The organism is Aeromonas finlandensis (assembly GCF_000764645.1).
Lineage (GTDB): Bacteria > Pseudomonadota > Gammaproteobacteria > Enterobacterales > Aeromonadaceae > Aeromonas > Aeromonas finlandensis.
In genome coordinates this window covers 1-17120 of sequence record NZ_JRGK01000289.1, presented here as the reverse complement: position 1 = coordinate 17120, position 17120 = coordinate 1, and the positions used below count along the sequence as shown (strand labels likewise).

The 17120-nt window shown below is 59.7% G+C and carries 15 protein-coding genes and 1 pseudogene; 10 read left to right on the top strand and 6 right to left on the bottom strand.

What is annotated here, in order from left to right; genetic code table 11:
- The 6 genes from adk to LD28_RS0118065 all read left to right on the top strand — a co-directional run.
- On the top strand, positions 1–638 hold a 638-nt coding region (gene adk / locus LD28_RS0118090), incomplete at its 5' end, for an adenylate kinase (protein WP_081959615.1).
- Positions 639–736: 98 nt separating this feature from the next.
- Positions 737–1711 carry a ferrochelatase gene (hemH, locus tag LD28_RS0118085; RefSeq protein ID WP_033138316.1) on the top strand — a complete coding sequence of 325 codons (975 nt, stop codon included), beginning with the start codon at positions 737–739 and terminating at the stop codon, positions 1709–1711.
- 34 nt (positions 1712–1745) lie between these two features.
- Positions 1746–2138 (top strand): MAPEG family protein, encoded by a 393-nt coding sequence (locus LD28_RS0118080; protein WP_033138313.1) that lies wholly within the window; start codon positions 1746–1748, stop codon positions 2136–2138.
- A gap of 185 nt (positions 2139–2323) precedes the next feature.
- Entirely contained in the window at positions 2324–3628 is a 1305-nt protein-coding gene (locus LD28_RS0118075) for an inosine/guanosine kinase (protein ID WP_033138312.1), read from the top strand.
- A gap of 180 nt (positions 3629–3808) precedes the next feature.
- Entirely contained in the window at positions 3809–4171 is a 363-nt protein-coding gene (locus tag LD28_RS0118070) for a DUF2750 domain-containing protein (protein ID WP_005337077.1), read from the top strand.
- 176 nt (positions 4172–4347) lie between these two features.
- Entirely contained in the window at positions 4348–4842 is a 495-nt protein-coding gene (locus tag LD28_RS0118065) for a hypothetical protein (protein ID WP_033138311.1), read from the top strand.
- Here LD28_RS0118065 and LD28_RS0118060 read toward each other — a convergent pair.
- Complete coding sequence (locus LD28_RS0118060) at positions 4805–6445, bottom strand: EAL domain-containing protein (protein ID WP_033138310.1); 1641 nt, start codon at positions 6443–6445, stop codon at positions 4805–4807. The two genes, LD28_RS0118065 and LD28_RS0118060, sit on opposite strands and share 38 nt — an antisense overlap.
- Positions 6446–6634: 189 nt before the next feature.
- Here LD28_RS0118060 and glgC point away from each other — a divergent pair, with 189 nt between their 5' ends.
- Complete coding sequence (glgC, locus tag LD28_RS0118055) at positions 6635–7909, top strand: glucose-1-phosphate adenylyltransferase (protein ID WP_033138309.1); 1275 nt, start codon at positions 6635–6637, stop codon at positions 7907–7909.
- 84 nt (positions 7910–7993) lie between these two features.
- Here glgC and LD28_RS0118050 read toward each other — a convergent pair whose 3' ends face one another.
- Entirely contained in the window at positions 7994–9991 is a 1998-nt protein-coding gene (locus tag LD28_RS0118050) for a hypothetical protein (RefSeq protein WP_033138308.1), read from the bottom strand.
- A 195-nt stretch (positions 9992–10186) separates the two neighbouring features.
- Complete coding sequence (locus LD28_RS0118045; RefSeq protein WP_033138307.1) at positions 10187–10738, bottom strand: lipoprotein; 552 nt, start codon at positions 10736–10738, stop codon at positions 10187–10189.
- A gap of 285 nt (positions 10739–11023) precedes the next feature.
- Between LD28_RS0118045 and LD28_RS0118040 the strand changes: the two genes are divergently transcribed.
- Complete coding sequence (locus LD28_RS0118040) at positions 11024–11743, top strand: hypothetical protein (protein WP_420911720.1); 720 nt, start codon at positions 11024–11026, stop codon at positions 11741–11743.
- Between the two features lie 12 nt (positions 11744–11755).
- Here the strand turns inward: LD28_RS0118040 and LD28_RS0118035 are convergent, their stop codons facing one another.
- The 3 genes and pseudogenes from LD28_RS0118035 to LD28_RS0118025 all read right to left on the bottom strand — a co-directional run bounded on the left by LD28_RS0118035 (position 11756) and on the right by LD28_RS0118025 (position 15358).
- On the bottom strand, positions 11756–12217 hold the full coding sequence (locus LD28_RS0118035; protein WP_033138306.1) for a DUF2919 domain-containing protein: 462 nt from the start codon (positions 12215–12217) through the stop codon (positions 11756–11758).
- Between the two features lie 148 nt (positions 12218–12365).
- Positions 12366–13313, bottom strand: a complete 948-nt coding sequence (gene corA / locus LD28_RS0118030; RefSeq protein ID WP_005337059.1) for a magnesium/cobalt transporter CorA — start codon at positions 13311–13313, stop codon at positions 12366–12368.
- Positions 13314–13606: 293 nt separating this feature from the next.
- Positions 13607–15358 (bottom strand): annotated as a pseudogene (locus LD28_RS0118025) (electron transfer flavoprotein-ubiquinone oxidoreductase).
- Between the two features lie 169 nt (positions 15359–15527).
- On the opposite strand from LD28_RS0118025, the gene LD28_RS0118020 reads away from it, so the two are divergent.
- Both LD28_RS0118020 and LD28_RS0118015 read left to right on the top strand, forming a co-directional pair.
- Complete coding sequence (locus LD28_RS0118020; protein WP_033138304.1) at positions 15528–16280, top strand: electron transfer flavoprotein subunit beta/FixA family protein; 753 nt, start codon at positions 15528–15530, stop codon at positions 16278–16280.
- On the top strand, positions 16277–17120 hold an 844-nt coding region (locus LD28_RS0118015), incomplete at its 3' end, for an electron transfer flavoprotein subunit alpha/FixB family protein (protein ID WP_033138303.1). The genes LD28_RS0118020 and LD28_RS0118015, both read left to right, overlap by 4 nt.

The window sequence follows — 17120 nt, the reverse complement described above, 5'->3', positions numbered from 1 at the left end:
TTGTTCTGTTGGGGGCTCCGGGCGCCGGCAAAGGTACTCAGGCTCAGTTCATCATGGAAAAACACGGTATTCCCCAGATCTCCACCGGCGACATGCTGCGTGCGGCGATCAAAGCGGGCACCGAGCTCGGTCTGAAAGCCAAAGCTGTGATGGACGCAGGTCAGCTGGTCTCTGACGACATCATCATCGGTCTGGTCAAAGAGCGCATCGCTCAGCCGGATTGCGCCAAAGGCTTCCTGTTGGACGGTTTCCCGCGCACCATTCCCCAGGCGCAAGCCATGAAGGACGCCGGTGTTATGGTTGATTTCGTGCTGGAGTTTGCTGTGCCGGACGAAGAGATCGTCAAGCGCATGAGCGGCCGTCGCGTTCACTCCGGATCCGGCCGTACCTACCACGTGGTGTTCAACCCGCCGAAAGTGGAAGGCAAGGATGACGTGACCGGTGAAGATCTGGTGATCCGCGCCGACGACGAAGAGACCACAGTACGCAAGCGTCTGGATGTATATCATCAGCAGACCGCGCCGCTGATCGGTTTCTACGGCAAAGAGGCGGAAGCGGGCCACACCCGTTACGTCAAGATCGACGGCACCCAGCCGGTTGATCTGGTCAGCAAGCAGCTTGCCACCATTCTGGGCTGATCTTTGCTGCCGGCACAGTTTCCCGTGCCATCAGATAAATAAAGAGAAGGGCCCTGCGGGGCCCTTTTTGCATAATGACAGATAGACAGGAAGCCAACGTGACCACGAAAACCGGAATATTGCTGGTCAATCTGGGTACCCCAGCTGCGCCGACCACCGCTGCCGTCAAAGCGTTCCTCAGCCAGTTCCTGCACGATCCCCGTGTGGTGGACTTGCCCCGTTACATCTGGTGCCCGCTGCTCCACTTCATCATCTTGCCGACGCGCTCGCCCAAAGTGGCCAAGCTCTATCAGCAGGTGTGGACCGAGCAGGGCTCGCCGCTGATGGTGATAAGCCAACAGCAGCGCGCCGCGCTGGAGCAGGAGCTCAAGCGGGAGGGGGTCGAGGTGCCGGTGGAGCTGGCGATGACCTATGGTGCTCCGTCAGTGAATGATGGCTGGCAGGCGCTCAAGGCCAAAGGGGTCAACCGGGTGATCCTGTTGCCGCTCTATCCGCAATATTCGGTCAGTACCACCGCCTCGGTCTTTGATGCCTGGGGCAAGGCGATGAAGACAGAGCGCAATCTGCCGGTGGTGCGGCTCATTCGTGATTATCACGCCCATCCCGAATACATTCAGGCGCTGGCCATGAGTGTGCGCCGTCACTGGGAGCAGCACGGCCAGGGTGATCACCTGCTGATGTCATTCCACGGTATTCCCGAGCGCTACGAGAACGAAGGCGACCCCTATGGTCACCAGTGTCGCCATACCGCCACCCTGCTAGCCGAGGCGCTCGGGCTGGAGGCCGGACAGTGGACGGCCAGCTTCCAGTCCCGCTTTGGCAAGGAGGAGTGGCTCAAGCCCTATACCGACGTGACCATTGCAGGCCTGCCGTCTGCGGGCATCAAGCGGCTCGATGTGATTTGCCCTGCTTTTGCCGCCGATTGCCTCGAAACCCTTGAGGAAATTCAGGTACAGAACCGGGAGATCTTCATGGAGGCCGGTGGCGAGCGGTTTGAATATATTCCGGCCCTCAACAGCGATCAGGCCCACATCAGGATGATGGTCTCGCTCATCTGCCGCGAATTGGCATGAGTGACCGGCAGCCAGTCAAACAAGGAGTCGTCTTATGGTGCATATCACGTTGATTTACGCAGGCCTGCTGGGGCTGCTGTTTTTGGGGCTCTCCTTCTGGGTGGTCAGACGCCGTGCCCAGTTCGGGGTGATGATAGGTCAGGGGGAAGCCCCTGAGCTGCTGGCGGCGATCCGGGCCCACGGCAACTTCGCCGAGTATGTGCCGCTGACCCTGCTGCTGATGGCGCTGTGCGAGCTCTCCGGTGCCGGTGCGCTCTGGCTGCATGCCGGTGGTGCCATGCTGCTGGTCGGCCGCATCCTCCATGCCATCGGCATCCAGATCCCGAAAGCCCCCAATGTGCCCCGTTTTCTGGGCACCTTGCTGTTCTGGCTCGCCCTCTGCCTCTTCTCGGTGCTGGCCCTGTTACAGGGTATGGCGGCAGCCTGAACACCGGGCTTTTTTGTGCTTGGGAACCACCCCGGGCGGGGTGGTTTTTTTATGGTGAAAAGGCAAACGTTTTTCCTCGCAAGCCTTGTCTATACTGACGCCATTATTTAAACAGGGCGACTTTTCGGGGCGGCGGATTGTGTTAAAATCCCGCCCCTCTTTCCCCCAGAGCACAGAACATTGCCATGAAATTTCCCGGTCAGCGCAAGTCCAAACACTACTTCCCTGTCGACAGACGCGATCCCCTGGTACCGCAAAATCCCCTGTTAACCGAGCTGGGCAAAGCCTACGTCGTCGGGATTGATCAGACCCTGGTTGATATCGAAGCCCATGTGGATGAAGACTTTCTGACCCGTTATGGTCTGAGCAAGGGGCACTCTGTCGTCATCAACGACGAAGTGGCCGAACGCATTTATGATGAGCTCAAGGCCAACAACATGGTGGTGAGCGAGTTTGCCGGTGGCACCATCGGCAACACGGTACACAACTACTCGGTACTGGCCGATTCCCACTCCATCCTGCTGGGTGTGATGAGCCAGGACATCCGCATCGGCTGCTACGCCTACCGCTATCTGTGCAACACCTCTTCCCGCGTCAATCTGGACTATCTGCAGCCGGTTGATGGTCCCATTGGTCGTTGCTTTACCTTCATCACCGAGTGTGGCGAGCGCAGCTTCGGCATCAACGCCGGCAAGATGAACCAACTGGATGTGCAGCATATTCCAGAGGATGTGATCAAAGGGGCATCTGCACTGGTGATCACCGCCTATCTGGTACGCGGTGATGATGGTGACCCGATGAAAGAGGCGGCCATGACTGCCGTCCGTTATGCCCGCGAAGCCGGGATCCCTGTGGTGCTGACTCTGGGCACCCGTTTCGTCATCGATGAAAACCCCCAGTGGTGGCGCGACTTCATTGCCGAGAACGTGACTGTGCTGGCGATGAACGAAGATGAAGGTGAGGCCCTGACCGGCATCGCTGATCCGCTCGGTGCTGCCGACAAGGCCCTCGACTGGGCTGACATGGTGCTCTGTACTGCTGGCCCCATCGGTCTTTACATGGCGAGCTACACCGACGAGGACTACAAGCGCGAGACCACTCATACTCTGCTGCCCGGCGTTATCCCCGAGTTCAACATGTATGAGTTCAGTCGCCCGATGGCCCGCGCCAAGTGCCGCAAACCGGCCCGTATCTACTCCCACATCTCCCCGTACATGGGTGGCCCGGAGAAGATCAAGAACACCAACGGGGCAGGGGATGGTGCACTTTCCGCCGTACTGCACGACATGGTGGCCAACTCCTATCACCGGATGAATGTGCCCAACTCCGCCAAGCACATCTCCGAGTTCCTGACCTACTCCTCACTGGCGCAGGTGTGCAAATACGCCAACCGCGTCAGCTACGAGGTGTTGGCCCAGAGCAGCCCCCGTCTCTCCCGCGGTTTGCCGGAGAAAGAGGACAGCCTGGAAGAGGTTTACTGGGAGCGTTGATCTCCTGAATCTGCAAGACGCCTCCATCAGGAGGCGTTTTTGCAGGCAAATGTGGGCTAACCCGGCTTTTTTCCAGGAATAACCCCAATATGCTTGAGTCCATGTCACTTTTGCGACACCATTTGGCCATCGTATTGTCGCCCGACAATGCCGCAGCACCCGAAAGAAAGAGAGAACCCCATGAGCATGCTTAACGACAACCTTGACGCCAATTTCCAACTGTTTATCGAACAAGTCCGCGAGTCGGGTCAGGTGTGGGGTCTGCGCTATGGGGAAGACTGGGTCGTCTGCCGCTCCGCCGAATTTGAAGATGCCGACGTGATGCCGCTCTGGTCCGCCGAAGAGGACGCCCGTCTGCACTGTGTCGACGAGTGGGCCGATTACGAGCCGGAAGTGATCGATCTGGAAGAGTTTCTCGATATCTGGATCAACGATCTGGATGAAGACGATGTGCTGGTCGGCCCGAACTGGAACGCCGATCTGGAAGGTCAGGAGCTCGAACCCATCGAGCTGGCCAAGGCACTGGTTGAATTGGACGCCTGAAAGCGCCTCCATTGATGGCCTGAACGTATAGGCCATCAAGATAAAGACCGGTATCCGTTCAGGATACCGGTCTTTTTTATGGTCGAATGGCCCGATTGATGAGTTAAAAGCCGATTTGCCTTTGCACCTGTCCGGGGGATGGTCCATCATCAACCTTTTGCCAAGGGAGGAGCGCCATGTTTGTATTCGACGTAACAGGAGCTGCGGGTGAGAAGGCCAGCATTCGGGTGCAGGCGCTGGATTGGGCACAGGCCGGGCCAGTGACTTTCCAGTGCGAGGACGATCAGCTGGCGGTCGTGCTCCTGAGCGGTTGTCGTTGCGATGCGGTAGGCTTTTTCAATCTGCTGGCGGGGTGCAAGCCGCTCTATATCGAGCAGTGGCTCAGCTATCTGCAGGAGAGCGGCCGCATTGCTAAGTGGAGCCATCAGACCGAGAGTCCTGCCGATGGGGACTATCTGGCCAGAGCCGGTCTGGAGCACGATGAGCTCAATACCCTGCTTGGCCAGGTCTATCAGGTGGCGGGGTTCAATCGCCTGCAAATCAACCGTTACCTCAAGAATCGCCACAACCCCACCACACTGGCGACCCGTTACGATCAGAAAGAGCTGGAGCGCTATCGCCAGCTCAATGACATCATTCTGACCCTTTTGAAGCTGAAGCATCCTCAGTAAAGAGCCCCAGCTGGCTGATATCCGGTCGCAACGGTTGCGGCCGGGCGATCAGATAGCCCTGCAAGCCATCCACGTACATTCCCTGCAGCAGCTGTTTCTGGCCAAGCTGTTCTACCCCCTCTGCAATGACCTGACACCCCATCCGATGTGATACATCGACGATCATCCGCACGAACTGCTGGTTGGTCTGATCCTGCTCCAGCCCGGTGATCAGGGCAGGATCAAGCTTGATGTAGTCGGGCTTGAGCTCGCGAAACAGGGTGAAGGAGCCGATCCCCTTGCCGAAGTTGGCGATGGCCGAGCGGCTGCCGTTGCGGCGCAGCAGTTCAAACACCCGCTTGGCGCCGGTCAGATTGCGCTCCAGATGCTCCTCATCCAGTTCGAACACCAGATTGGCGGTGGTATTGGGATCTTTGAGCAACTGGCGATCAAGCCAGATCAGGAAGGCGCTGTTTTGCAGCAGGTTGGGAGAGAGGTTGATCCCCCAGCGACTCTGGTTGGCTCCAAAGGCCCGGTACTGGCGCATGATGTGGGTAATGACCAGTTGCTCCAGCCGCATCACCATATCCAGTCGCTGCGCCATGGCAAACAGGGTGTCGGTGGGCAGGGCGGTACCATCATTGCCGCTGAAACGGGTGTAGATCTCGTTGTAGGCCAGCATGCTGCGGTGCAGGGGCTGGATCGGCTGGTAGTTAAAGCTGAGCCGCTCTTGCGCCAGCACTTCGGTGAGCACGTCGCGCCAGTGGTGTTGCCCCTGCAGATCGGAGACGTTGTCATCCTGCTGGATGGCCCAGCCATTGATGGTTTCGGTCTGGGCGCGAGCCAGCGCCAGATCCGCTCTGGCCAGTACCGCCTCGATTTTCTGGCCGCTGCTGAGCTTGGTCAGCCCGGAATAGGCGGCGCTCTCCAGTTCATGCTGATCCTGATAGTGATCGAAAGCCACTTTCAAATCTTGTCCCAGCAGATGGGGGGGAATATTGGCCACCGGTTGCACCAGCACGGCGAAATCGGCACCCGAGATGCGATAAACCTGATTACCCGGGAAACGGCTCACCACCCGCTTGATGAGGGCTGCCATGTCCTTGATATAGGCATCGCCAGACTGGAAGCCGCGCTGGGCGTTGATCTTGCCAAGCTCGGTGGCACGGATCAGCACCAGGGTAGCGGTCTGGGTGTCCTGATCTCGCTGCAGTAATTCGGTCATGTCGCGGCGAAACGCGTGGCGGTTGAGTAGCTGGGTCAGCTCGTCGGTGGTGGCCAAGTTGCTGAGCTCGGTCAGCTGGCGATGGGCACTCTGCTCGGCGCTCTCGAATTGCTCAAGCAGTTGTTGCAACACCTCCTGGGAGGCGGGCTCATCGAGTTGTGAGGGATCCCTGCCCCTGATCGCCTTGACCCAGGTGAGCTCCTGATGCTGAAGCATGCCATCTATGGTGCGGACGGCCAGCATCAGCAGCAGGATCATGCCGAGCAGTGTGGTGGCCAGAATAATGGCCATGGTGAGCGGAGTGCTCTGAAGGGCCAACCAAACTGCTTGCAGGAGCAGCAGGGGTATGGTCACTATGGTAGCGATCAGAAATAGGGGTCGTCCGAGCTTGTGAACCATCTTGTCATCCTTGAAGTGGCTGCTTTATGGGGGAATTTTAACCAAGCTGGCGGAGCAAAGCATGCTATTCCTCGCAACTTGGTTAAAAGGGTCAATTGAGATCGGTTAAATGTGAGTGAAACCACTTTCACAGCTACCGAAACAGGCGAAGATGAGTTGAAAATAGATCAAACAAGGCAGAGGTAAATCATGTTGTTAGAGCCCGAAAATAGTGCCAAAGCACGACAACTATTGAACCAGAGTATGGCACTGGTGCTGGCGGGTGGACGTGGCAGTCGCCTGAAACAGTTGACTGACAATCGTGCCAAACCTGCCGTCCATTTCGGTGGCAAATTCCGGATCATTGATTTTGTGCTCTCCAACTGTATCAACTCGGGGATCCGCCGCGTTGGTGTAGTCACCCAATACAAATCTCACAGCCTGCTGCGTCATCTGCAATCGGGCTGGTCCTTCCTGCGTTACCAGATGAATGAATTCATCGATCTGCTCCCTGCCCAGCAACGGGTGGACGAGGTGCACTGGTATCGTGGCACAGCCGATGCCATCTATCAGAACGTCGACATTATCCGTGACTACGGCCCCAAATACCTGGTGGTGCTGGCGGGGGATCACATCTACAAGATGGACTACGCCGCCATGCTGCTCGACCATGTGCGCCTTGGCGCCAAGGTAACGGTCGCCTGTATCGAGGTGCCGCGGGCCGAGGCATCCGCCTTCGGGATCATGGATATCGATGAGCAGCGCAAGATCCGCGCCTTCGTGGAAAAACCGTCTAATCCGCCCGCCATGCCAGGTTGCGAAGATCGCTCGCTGGCCTCCATGGGGATCTATATCTTCGAGGCGGAGTACCTCTATCAACTGCTGGAGGAGGATATTCTCAATCAGGACTCCAAACACGACTTCGGGATGGATGTGATCCCCCGCATCGTGGAGGAGGGGATGGCATTTGCTCACCCATTCAACATGTCCTGTGTCGGGGCGCGCGAGGGGCAAAAACCCTACTGGCGTGACGTGGGTACGCTGGATTCGTTCTGGGAAGCGAACATGGATCTCGCCTCCGTGCTGCCCGAGCTCGATATCTACGATCAGAACTGGCCCATCTGGACCAGCCAGACCCTGACACCACCGGCCAAGTTTGTGCAGGATCGCAATGGCCAGCACGGCATGACCATCAACTCCATGTTCTCGGGCGGTACCATCGTCAGCGGGTCGTTTGTGCTCAACTCGGTGCTCTTTACCAATGTGCGGGTGCACTCCTTCTGCACCCTGGATCAGGCCATCATCTTCCCCGGGGTAGAGATCGGCGCCGGTTGCCGTCTGCGCCGGGTGGTGGTGGATAAAGGGTGTGTCCTGCCCGATGGATTGGTGGTGGGCGAAAATGCCGATGAGGATAGCCGCCGCTTCTACCGCTCCGAGCAGGGGATTGTGCTGGTGACCAAGGAGATGCTGGACAAGCTGGTTTGAGGAAAGCCCTTGAAACTGTGTCAGACGCTGTAATGCAAAGGGAGCCAAGTTGGCTCCCTTTTTCATGCTGGTGAATGGCGAGGATTATTCGCTAACCACCGCTTTGGCGGCCATCACCATGGCGGTGCCGTGCTTGCCACCGGCGGCGGTCACTTGCGGTACGCCATCTTCGTCGGTGTCGCTGCCGGCCCCTTCGATGATGTTCTCGCCGGAGTCACCGATCCACTCGGCCATTTGCATGCCACCGTTGACGGTGCCACGGAACCAGCTGACGTACTGACCGGTCAGCTTGGCCAGCTCCAGCTCGGGCGTCTTCTCGGCCCCTTCGTTGCGCAGGTTCAGCATGGCAGAGCGCAGGGCGCCAGAGATGGCAGCCTGGGTCCAGGGAGTGTATTCATCCTGTTTACCCGCCAGCCAGGTGCCCGCTTTGGCATTGAAGTAGGCCTTGTCGGTGGCGATGAACAGCTCGCGGGCAGCGGTGCGGTACTTGGCATCGGAGGTAGCGAGGAAGGCTGCAGTCAGACCACGGATGGCGGCGACCTGCGCATCGATGGAGTGGCCGGCATCGAGCTTGCCACCCAGGGTGATGCCGTCATGCACCAGACCATTTTTGCCCTTGAGGTTGGCAAGGATGAAATCGGCCTGTTTGCGGATAAGCTCAAGCGCCTGCTGACCCTGCTGGGTCTTGAGGTTCAGCTCGCCATTGTCACCGGCGGCGTAACCGACCGGCAGCGCGTCCTGAGCGCGCTGGAAGATCTGCAGGGCGACCAGTGCGTAAGCGGCGTCAAAGGTGGTGACGTGCTTGCCCTGTTTGCCTGCCTGCCAGCTGTCGACAAGGGTGCCAGCCTTGGTATCAAAGTGCAGGGCCGCTAGGTTCTTGAAGGTGAGGTTGGAGAGATTGATCGCCAGCGAGAAGGCATCGCTGCCCGCAACGGCTTTGCCCAGGTCATTGGCCTTGTTGGCTGCCGGTGCGGCGGCAAACGGCGCGCCGTCAAACACGGCGTGGAAGGCCGGGTTCTGGTTGGTGTTGGCGCTGCGCTGATCGCTGAAGGCATAGAACTCGGAGAGCGGCCACAGCATCATCCAGGCATCGCGCAGTTGGGCGGAGCCATCCACCACCTCCAGCTTGCCGATGGCACCGGCATCGTTGTTGCTGGTTTCGGTCACTTTCACCTGATGGGGGAAGTAGATGACACCCTTGGCCGGATCGTACTGCGGGGTGATCTTGGCGCCCAGTTGTTTGCCATCGAAGCCGAGCTGGTTCTGCATAATGGCCAGCTTGTCGATGGATTGCTCGGTCAGCATCATGCCGTTGAAGCCGTCAGCGGCAGAGACGCCCAGCTTGTGCTTGCCATCCTGATCCATGGTGGCGGAGGCAGCTTCTACCTCTTCATCGGTCTCGGCCACGTGCATGCCGCCGAGGAAGTCCTGGGACCACATCACCTCTTTGAGCAGGATGCCGCCCACGGCTGCGGGCACCAGCAGGTTGTCACTGCCGCTCCAGCGCAGGGTACTGTAGTCACGGAAGTAGGCGGGCACCTGGGTCTTGACGGTTTTCTCGGTGCCCTTGGCGGTCTTGATGGTGATCTGGTCACCATTGACCGGAGTGGTATTCACTGCCTGGGCAAACTCAGGGTTGGCGGAGGCGTAGGGCAGGGAGAGGGGATACATGCCCTGTGGCACTTCATCAGCCGGGAAGCCAACGGCGTCGGCCATGGCCAGCACCCGTTGCCCCAGAGAGGCCATGGTGCCGCCACGGGCCAGGTTTTGCGGCCCGTTCACCAGATGTGGGCCCATGCCGGATTGGTAGTTGAGGGCGTACATCGCCTCTTCTGAGTATTCGTAGGATTCGATGCCGGCGGCGAAGTCGAACGGGGTCGGCTCATCGGCACGGTTGGCATCCAGCACGTCCAGATCCAGCCCCAGCGCTTCGGCCAGCGGCTCACCGGAGAGCTCGAATTCGGTATAGGCCAGCATGTTGGCTGCGGTATTGAATGTCTTGTCTTCGACCTTGACGGCAGCGTGTGCGGCGCCGCTGATCAGTGCGCAGGCGATCACCTGAACCAGTACGGTTTTTCTCATGTCCCTTCTCACCATTGGTTTTATTATTGACGCTTCTCATGACGAATCTAAATGAGAATGGTCTGCATTATGCTGTGTTGAGGGGAACTTGAGAAGTAAAAAACCGCCCCATTCGGCTGCACGTTAAACCGGATGTGCGTTGTCGAATAGGACGGTTATCTGTTGAGCGCGCTGAAAGTGCCAGTGCGGCGGGGATCAGAGCACCTTGAACGGGATCACCAGGCGGCCCGGCTCTACCTTGAGGGCTTCAACCTTCTCTTTGATCCTGGCTTCGTTCTTGCGGCTGCTGTCGAGACGATAGACCGGGGTTTGCGACAGGAACAGGGAGAGCGACTGATTGAAGGTGGGCAGAATGGGGGTCAATGCGGCACCTATGTTGGCCGGATCGGTCTGAACCGAGACCAGTTCGAGATCACGCAGATAGATAGCGCCCTGATCGGCCACATAGTCCGGGCGAGCACTCAGGGCAAAGCGGATCTTCATCTGCTGGCTGCCAAGGGGGCTGCTCACCTGCAGGTCGCCAGCGGCGTCCAGCTCGATGCGATCCGGTTGTTTGCGGCCGATACGGCTCTGCATCTCGTCCAGACGGATCTTGCTCGACATGATGCCGGGGATCCCCAGCTGTTTTTCAAAAGAGACCTGCTCTTTGAGGTACTGGTTGATTTCGGCCTCGCTGACGTTGTACTGGGTCAGGGAGCAGGCTCCCAGCAGCAGGGCGAGGGGGAGTAACAACAGCTGTTTCAACATGATGGATTCCGCGTGGGCAAATTTGATGGCGCTATCTTACGCGATAATGGGCGTGGAATGAGAGCCTCATACCGTGGGAAATCACGGGGTTGCGGCATTCCCGGTTGTTTTTTGGCAACCGTCGGGTTCATCATCGACGGGTTAACTGAGCAGGGCAGGGCTGTTGGTAACGGGCGTTGGCCCACACCTGAGCAGAGCGTGAGTAGAGCACAAGAAGAGAGCGAGGAGAGCGCAATGGAGCGGATGGGCAAGGTTGGCCGCAGGGTGCTGCTGTGGCTTGGCTGCATGATGGGACTCTGGAGCCCGTCGCTGTGGGCCGAGGTGAAAGTGATCCCGGTCTTCGAGGCGCAGGCGGCGGTGCAGACCCTCAAGGAGATCTATCCCCAGCTTGGGGTGAGTGCCATGGGTAACCAGCTGGTGTTGAGCGGGACGCCAGACCAGCTGCAGGAGGCCGAAGCCACTCTGGCCCAGATCAACCAGCCACCGCAAAGCCTGCTTATCGAGTGGCGGGTCGATGGTGCCGCCAGCGGTCAGCAACTGGGGGGCTCAATCAGTCGCGACGAGGCCAAGCGGCAGTGGCTGGTCGATGGCAACGCCCAGCAGTACCAGCGCAGCCAGAACGACAGCTGGCAGGTGCGCGGGCTGTCGGGCCGTCCCGTGCTGCTGCAGATGGGCTCCTATCAACCGGTGACCTTCTATCAGTGGAACGGGGGGGCCGTGGTGGGGATGATGCCGCTGGTGAACGGCCTCTATGCCACGGCCACCTTGATTGGCGATCGGGTGCAGATTGCGCTGAGCAGCGAACAGGCGAGGCTGGATCAGGGCACCATCAATCGTGGGCAGAGTGCCACCGAAGTGAGCGGGGCCCCGGGCCAGTGGCTGACGGTGGGGGAGCTTTCGACCAGCTCAGCGGATCAGGGGAGCAGCCTCGGCACCCAGCTACAGGGGGGGCGAGGCAGCCAGAGCGAGCGCCAGACCCTGCAGATCCGGGTCACTCGCCAATAGTTGTGAGCCCCATCAGTGGGGCTGATCTGCGGCATATTCCCGCAGCTGGCGACTGCGCAGCAGATACCAGAGCGCCCAGAGGCTGGCGACCAGTACCAGTGCGGTGGGCCAGCTGAACGACCATTTCTGCAAATTGAGGCTGTGCAACTGCATCAGCAGGCCGCTGACGGCAGAGCAGAGCAGCAGCAGCGGGCTGTGGCGCCGGAGTCTGGCGCGAATACTCTGGGTCTGCTGATAGGTGCCCCCGCAGGCGAGCAACGCCAGCATGGCGGGTAGGTCGGTCAGCAGGCTGATGTAGAGGGTGATCTTGTCCGGATAAAAGAGGGTCAGGATCTCGCTGCCGCTCTCGCGGGTCACTCCCGCCATCAGAAAGAGCCAGACCGAGCGGGTCAGCAACAGGGCGATGGGCCAGAACCAGAGGGGCGGGCGCAACTGGCCGTGATCGTCATATCGGTGTTCGGGGTAGAGGGTCATGGTTGCCCGTTATCCACTTGAATTGAGTGATGGAGGGGATATGGGGCGACGAAGCGCCCTTTGCAAGGCGTTGGGCGTGGCGCAAATTAATCGGGGGGCCATGCCCCCCAATCGGTTTCTTCAGATATCGCAGCGCGCGTCGGCGGCGTTACAGCCAGCCTTTGCGCTTGAAGAAGAGGCCGGTGCCGAGCGATGACATCACCATCAGCACCAGTGACATGGGATAACCATACTCCCAGGCGAGCTCCGGCATGCGGCCGAAGTTCATGCCGTAGATACTGGCGATCAGGGTCGGCGGCAGGAAGATCACGGCGGCTACCGAGAAGATCTTGATCACCTTGTTTTGCTCCAGATTGGTCACCCCCATGGAGGCCTCCAGCTGGAAGTTGATCTTGTCGAACAGGAACTGGGTGTGAGGCAAGAGAGATTCCACGTCGTGCAGCATCTCGTCAATCCACTTGTTCTGCTCCAGGCTCATGCGCTGGCGCAGGCTGCGCTTGAGGAAGCGCAGAGCGCGACGGGTATCGTGCAGGGAGAGACGGATCTGGCCGTTGGCCTCTTCCTGAGCCATCAACTCTTTGAGCATGGGGTTGATCTGATCCGGCTCGAAGATCTGATCGGCGGTGTTTTCCAAGGTCTTGTAACCATCTTCGATAAGGTCTGAGAGGTACTCCACCTTGAGGTTTTGCACCTCCAGCAAGATGTCGAGGGCATCCTCCACCTCCAGCCGATCCTGGCGCATATAGTGGCGCAGCAGACGCACCAGCCCGATGTCATCTTCACGAATGCTGATCAGCAGGTTGTTGCGCAGGGTAAAGGAGACGTGGACACCCTTGGTGTCACGACCGATCCGCTGGGGAAACAGGGAGTGAATGTGCAGACCATCGGTATCCCAGTAGAAACGGGCGGATGCTTCGATGTCGTCGAGCTCTTCCTTGTCGGGGACCTCTTCCAGGAACAGGCCCGTCAACCATTCTCGCTCTGCCGTGTCCGGCTTGTAGGCATCCAGCCAGACCGTGTTGTCGGGTACTATGTCGTCAGGCCCGAGCGTGACTATGTCCAGCACCTTGTTATTGAGAATGTAGGCGGTGATCATCTGTCCCCCCTTAAAAAGTCATGGGTAATCAGGGATGGTTGCACAGGTCATGCGGCCTTAGATCGCTGCAGAAGGCGATCCCGTGGATAAGCAGATCGGGCCGATGGAAAACCTGAATGCGGCGAACTATACAGGGGCGGGCCGCGCTTGTCAGGGGCTATTCATCAGGGACCCAGCCTGTTTGTTCAAAAAAACAGCGAGGTCGGATCACCTGAGCGACCGTGCGGGGTATAACCCGCCTTTGGCTGGGGGGAAGGATAGTTGGGGCAGCCTTTTGCTATCGCCCCGCAGCATCACATATTGGGATAGTTGGGCCCGGAGCCCCCCTGTGGCGGCGTCCATATGATGTTTTGGGGCTGCGCATCTTTGATGTCACTGCGTCTTGGTATCGCCGCATTCCATCACATATTCGGATAATTGGGCCCGGAGCCTCCCTGTGGCGGTGTCCAGACGATATTTTGACTGGGATCTTTAATGTCACAGGTCTTGCAGTGAATACAGTTGGCGGCGTTGATCTGCAGTTTTGTCGCGCCGTCCGCCTCCAGCACCTCAAATACCCCTGCCGGGCAGTAGCGCTGGGCGGGTTCGGCCCAGGTGGGCAGATTGACCTCTACCGGAATGCGCGCGTCCTGCAGCTTGAGGTGGCAAGGCTGATCCTCGTCGTGACTGGTGTTGGCGAGATACACAGACGAGAGCTTGTCAAAGCTCAGCTTGCCATCGGGTTTGGGATAATGGATGGGCTTGCAGCGGCTGGCCACGCGTAGTTGACGATAATCGTGAGCCTTATCGAGCAGCTTGAAGGGCGAGTTTGCGCCAAACAGCCGCTGCTCCAGCCAGTTGAAGGCACCGCCCAACCAAGGACCATAGTTGTGAAGAGCCGCGCCGAAGTTGCGCGCCGCCTTGAGCTCGCGGGCCAGCCAGCTCTGTTGCAGCTCGTCGCCATACTGGGCCAGGTCCCGTCCCCCCTCATCGCCCCCCCGCAGTGCCATCGCGACGGTTTTTGCCGCCAGCATCCCCGATTTCATGGCGGTGTGGATGCCCTTGATGCGGGAAAAGTCGAGAGTACCGGCATCGCAGCCTATAAGGAGGCCGCCCGGGAAGTGCATGCGGGGCAGAGCGTGCCAGCCCCCCTTGGTGATGGCGCGGGCGCCGTAGCTGATGCGTTCCCCCCCTTGCAACGCGCCGGCGATAAGCGGGTGATGCTTGAGGCGCTGGAATTCGTCAAACGGGCTGAGCCAGGGATTCTGGTAGTTGAGATCGACAATCAGCCCGACCGCGACCTGATCCCCCTCCATTTGATAGAGATAGAAACCGCCGTGGCTGTTGCCGCCCCCCTGCTTGCCAAGGGGCCAGCCACTGCCGTGCAGCACCTGTCCCGCCTTGCCCTGACCAGCAGGCAGTTGCCACAGCTCTTTGAAGCCGATGGCATAGTGCTGGGGCTGGGCAGGGCTTGCCAGGTTGAAGTCGGCGATCAGCTGTTTGCCGAGATGGCCGCGAGCCCCTTCGGCAAAGAGGGTGTAGCGGCCGAGCAGCGCCATGCCGGGCACATGATCAGCTTTCGGGTTGCCAGCGCGATCCAGCCCCAGATCGCCGGTGATGACCCCCTTGACCCGGCCCGCTTCCATGATAAGTTCGCTGGCGGTAAACCCCGGGTATATTTCGACTCCCAGTTTTTCCGCCTGCTGGCCGAGCCAGCGGCAGAGATTGCCAAGACTGACCACATGGCAACCCTGATTGTGCATCCGGGGCGGCACGGCCCAGGCGGGCAGTTGCAGGGAGCGGTGCTCGCTTTGCAGCAGATGTACCTGATCGTCGCTGACCGGCACGCCGAGCGGCGCTTGCTGCCAGCAATCCGGCAGCAGCTCTTGCAAGGCGACGGGATCAAACAGGGCGCCGGAGAGCAGGTGGGCGCCAATTTCCGCCCCCTTCTCCAGCAGACAGACAGAGAGAGTGGCATCCTGCTGTTTCAGGGCGATGGCTGCAGTGAGCCCCGCCGGACCGCCGCCGACGATGACGACATCAAATTCCATTGCTTCCCGTTCCATCTTGCCTCTGCGCTCTGGTTGGCCTAGGGTAATGCTGGTAGTTTACGTAAACGTAAAGCGCTTGTAAGCAAAACTGAGCAAGAAAAAGCAAAAAATCAGGCAAAAGCGTACTGCAACAAACGCAGAGGCACACTAATGAATTCAATCCAAAGAGACGAGGCATGACCCCATGAAGCTGCTGGTCGCGATCAAACGGGTAGTCGACTACAACGTCAAGATCCGGGTGAAGGGAGACGGCTCCGACGTGGAGCTCGCCAATGTGAAGATGGGGATCAACCCCTTTTGTGAAATTGCGGTGGAGGAGGGGGTCAGGCTGCGGGAAGCGGGTATCGCCAGCGAGCTGGTGGTGGTGACCTTCGGCCCGGACGCGGCGGCCGAGCAGCTGCGCCATGCGCTGGCGCTGGGAGCGGATCGGGCGATGCATTATGTCACTGACGAGACGCTCGCCCCGCTGACTGTTGCCCGTGCCTTGCACAAGGTGTGTGAGCAGGAGCAGCCGGATCTGGTGCTGCTCGGCAAGCAGTCCATCGATTCAGACAACAATCAGGTGGCCCAGATGCTGGCTGCCCTCAATGATTGGCCGCTGGCGACCTGCGCGTCCGCCCTCAAGGTGGAAGCTGCTGAGCTGCTGGTGACCCGCGAAATCGACGGCGGGCTGGAGACCCTGGGCATGCCGCTGCCTGCGGTGGTGAGCGCCGATCTGCGTTTGAACGAACCGCGTTTTGCCTCGCTGCCCAATATCATGAAGGCCAAGCGCAAGCCGCTGGATAGCGCCCCGTTCTCGACACTCGCCGTTGAGGTGGCCAACCAGACCCGCCTGCTAGGGGTGATGGCGCCGCCAGCCCGCAGCGCCGGGATCAAGGTGGGCTCGGTGGACGAGCTGGTGGACAAACTCAAACACGAAGCGAAGGTGCTGCCATGAGCGTGCTGATCATTGCCGAACATCATCAGGGCCATCTGGCCGACAACGTGGCCCAACTGGTCACCGCTGCCGCATCCATCGGCGGTCAGGTCGATCTGCTGTTGCTGGGTCAGGGGCTGACCGAGGCGGGTGAACAGGCGGCTGCCATTGGCGGCGTCGACAAGGTGTTGCTTGCCGAACATCCCCTGCTGGCCGACGGGCTGCTGGATGGGGTCGACAAGCTGCTGGCCAGCTGGTGCGAAGGCTACAGCCACTGCCTGATGGCGGCGAGTGCCATGGGCAAGGCGCTGCTGCCACAGGTGGCGGCCCGGCTCGGGGTGGAGATGCTCTCCGAGGTGATCGGCATCGAGAGCAGCGATACCTTTCTGCGCCCCATCTATGCGGGCAATGCCATTGCCCGGGTGGCGAGCAGTGCCCCCATCAAGGTGATGACGGTGCGGGCCACTGCCTTTGCCAAGGCGGCGACGGGCGGGCAGGCTCTCATCGAGCGCTTGACTGTGCCCGAATTCGCTGGCCGTACCCGGCTGGTCGAGCGCCGTGCGGTGCGCTCCAGCAGGCCCGAATTGACCGCCGCCCGGGTGGTGGTCTCCGGTGGCCGCGCCCTTGGCTCCAAGGTGCAGTTTGCCCTGATAGAGGCGCTGGCCGACAAGTTGGGCGGTGCGGTGGGGGCGTCGCGGGCCGCTGTTGATGCGGGATACGTTGCCAACGATCTGCAAGTGGGGCAGACCGGCAAGGTGGTGGCGCCGGAGCTCTATATCGCGGTCGGTATTTCGGGCGCCATCCAGCATCTGGCGGGGATGAAGGAGTCGAAAGTGATCGTGGCCATCAACAAGGACAGCG

Coding starts and splice junctions, on each gene's coding strand:
- LD28_RS0118080 (WP_033138313.1), top strand. CDS start 1,746: ATGGTGCATATCACGTTGATTTACGCAGGCCTGCTGGGGCTGCTGTTT.
- LD28_RS0118075 (WP_033138312.1), top strand. CDS start 2,324: ATGAAATTTCCCGGTCAGCGCAAGTCCAAACACTACTTCCCTGTCGAC.
- LD28_RS0118070 (WP_005337077.1), top strand. CDS start 3,809: ATGAGCATGCTTAACGACAACCTTGACGCCAATTTCCAACTGTTTATC.
- LD28_RS0118065 (WP_033138311.1), top strand. CDS start 4,348: ATGTTTGTATTCGACGTAACAGGAGCTGCGGGTGAGAAGGCCAGCATT.
- LD28_RS0118060 (WP_033138310.1), bottom strand. CDS start 6,445: ATGGTTCACAAGCTCGGACGACCCCTATTTCTGATCGCTACCATAGTG.
- glgC (WP_033138309.1), top strand. CDS start 6,635: ATGTTGTTAGAGCCCGAAAATAGTGCCAAAGCACGACAACTATTGAAC.
- LD28_RS0118050 (WP_033138308.1), bottom strand. CDS start 9,991: ATGAGAAAAACCGTACTGGTTCAGGTGATCGCCTGCGCACTGATCAGC.
- LD28_RS0118045 (WP_033138307.1), bottom strand. CDS start 10,738: ATGTTGAAACAGCTGTTGTTACTCCCCCTCGCCCTGCTGCTGGGAGCC.
- LD28_RS0118040 (WP_420911720.1), top strand. CDS start 11,024: ATGATGGGACTCTGGAGCCCGTCGCTGTGGGCCGAGGTGAAAGTGATC.
- LD28_RS0118035 (WP_033138306.1), bottom strand. CDS start 12,217: ATGACCCTCTACCCCGAACACCGATATGACGATCACGGCCAGTTGCGC.
- corA (WP_005337059.1), bottom strand. CDS start 13,313: ATGATCACCGCCTACATTCTCAATAACAAGGTGCTGGACATAGTCACG.
- LD28_RS0118020 (WP_033138304.1), top strand. CDS start 15,528: ATGAAGCTGCTGGTCGCGATCAAACGGGTAGTCGACTACAACGTCAAG.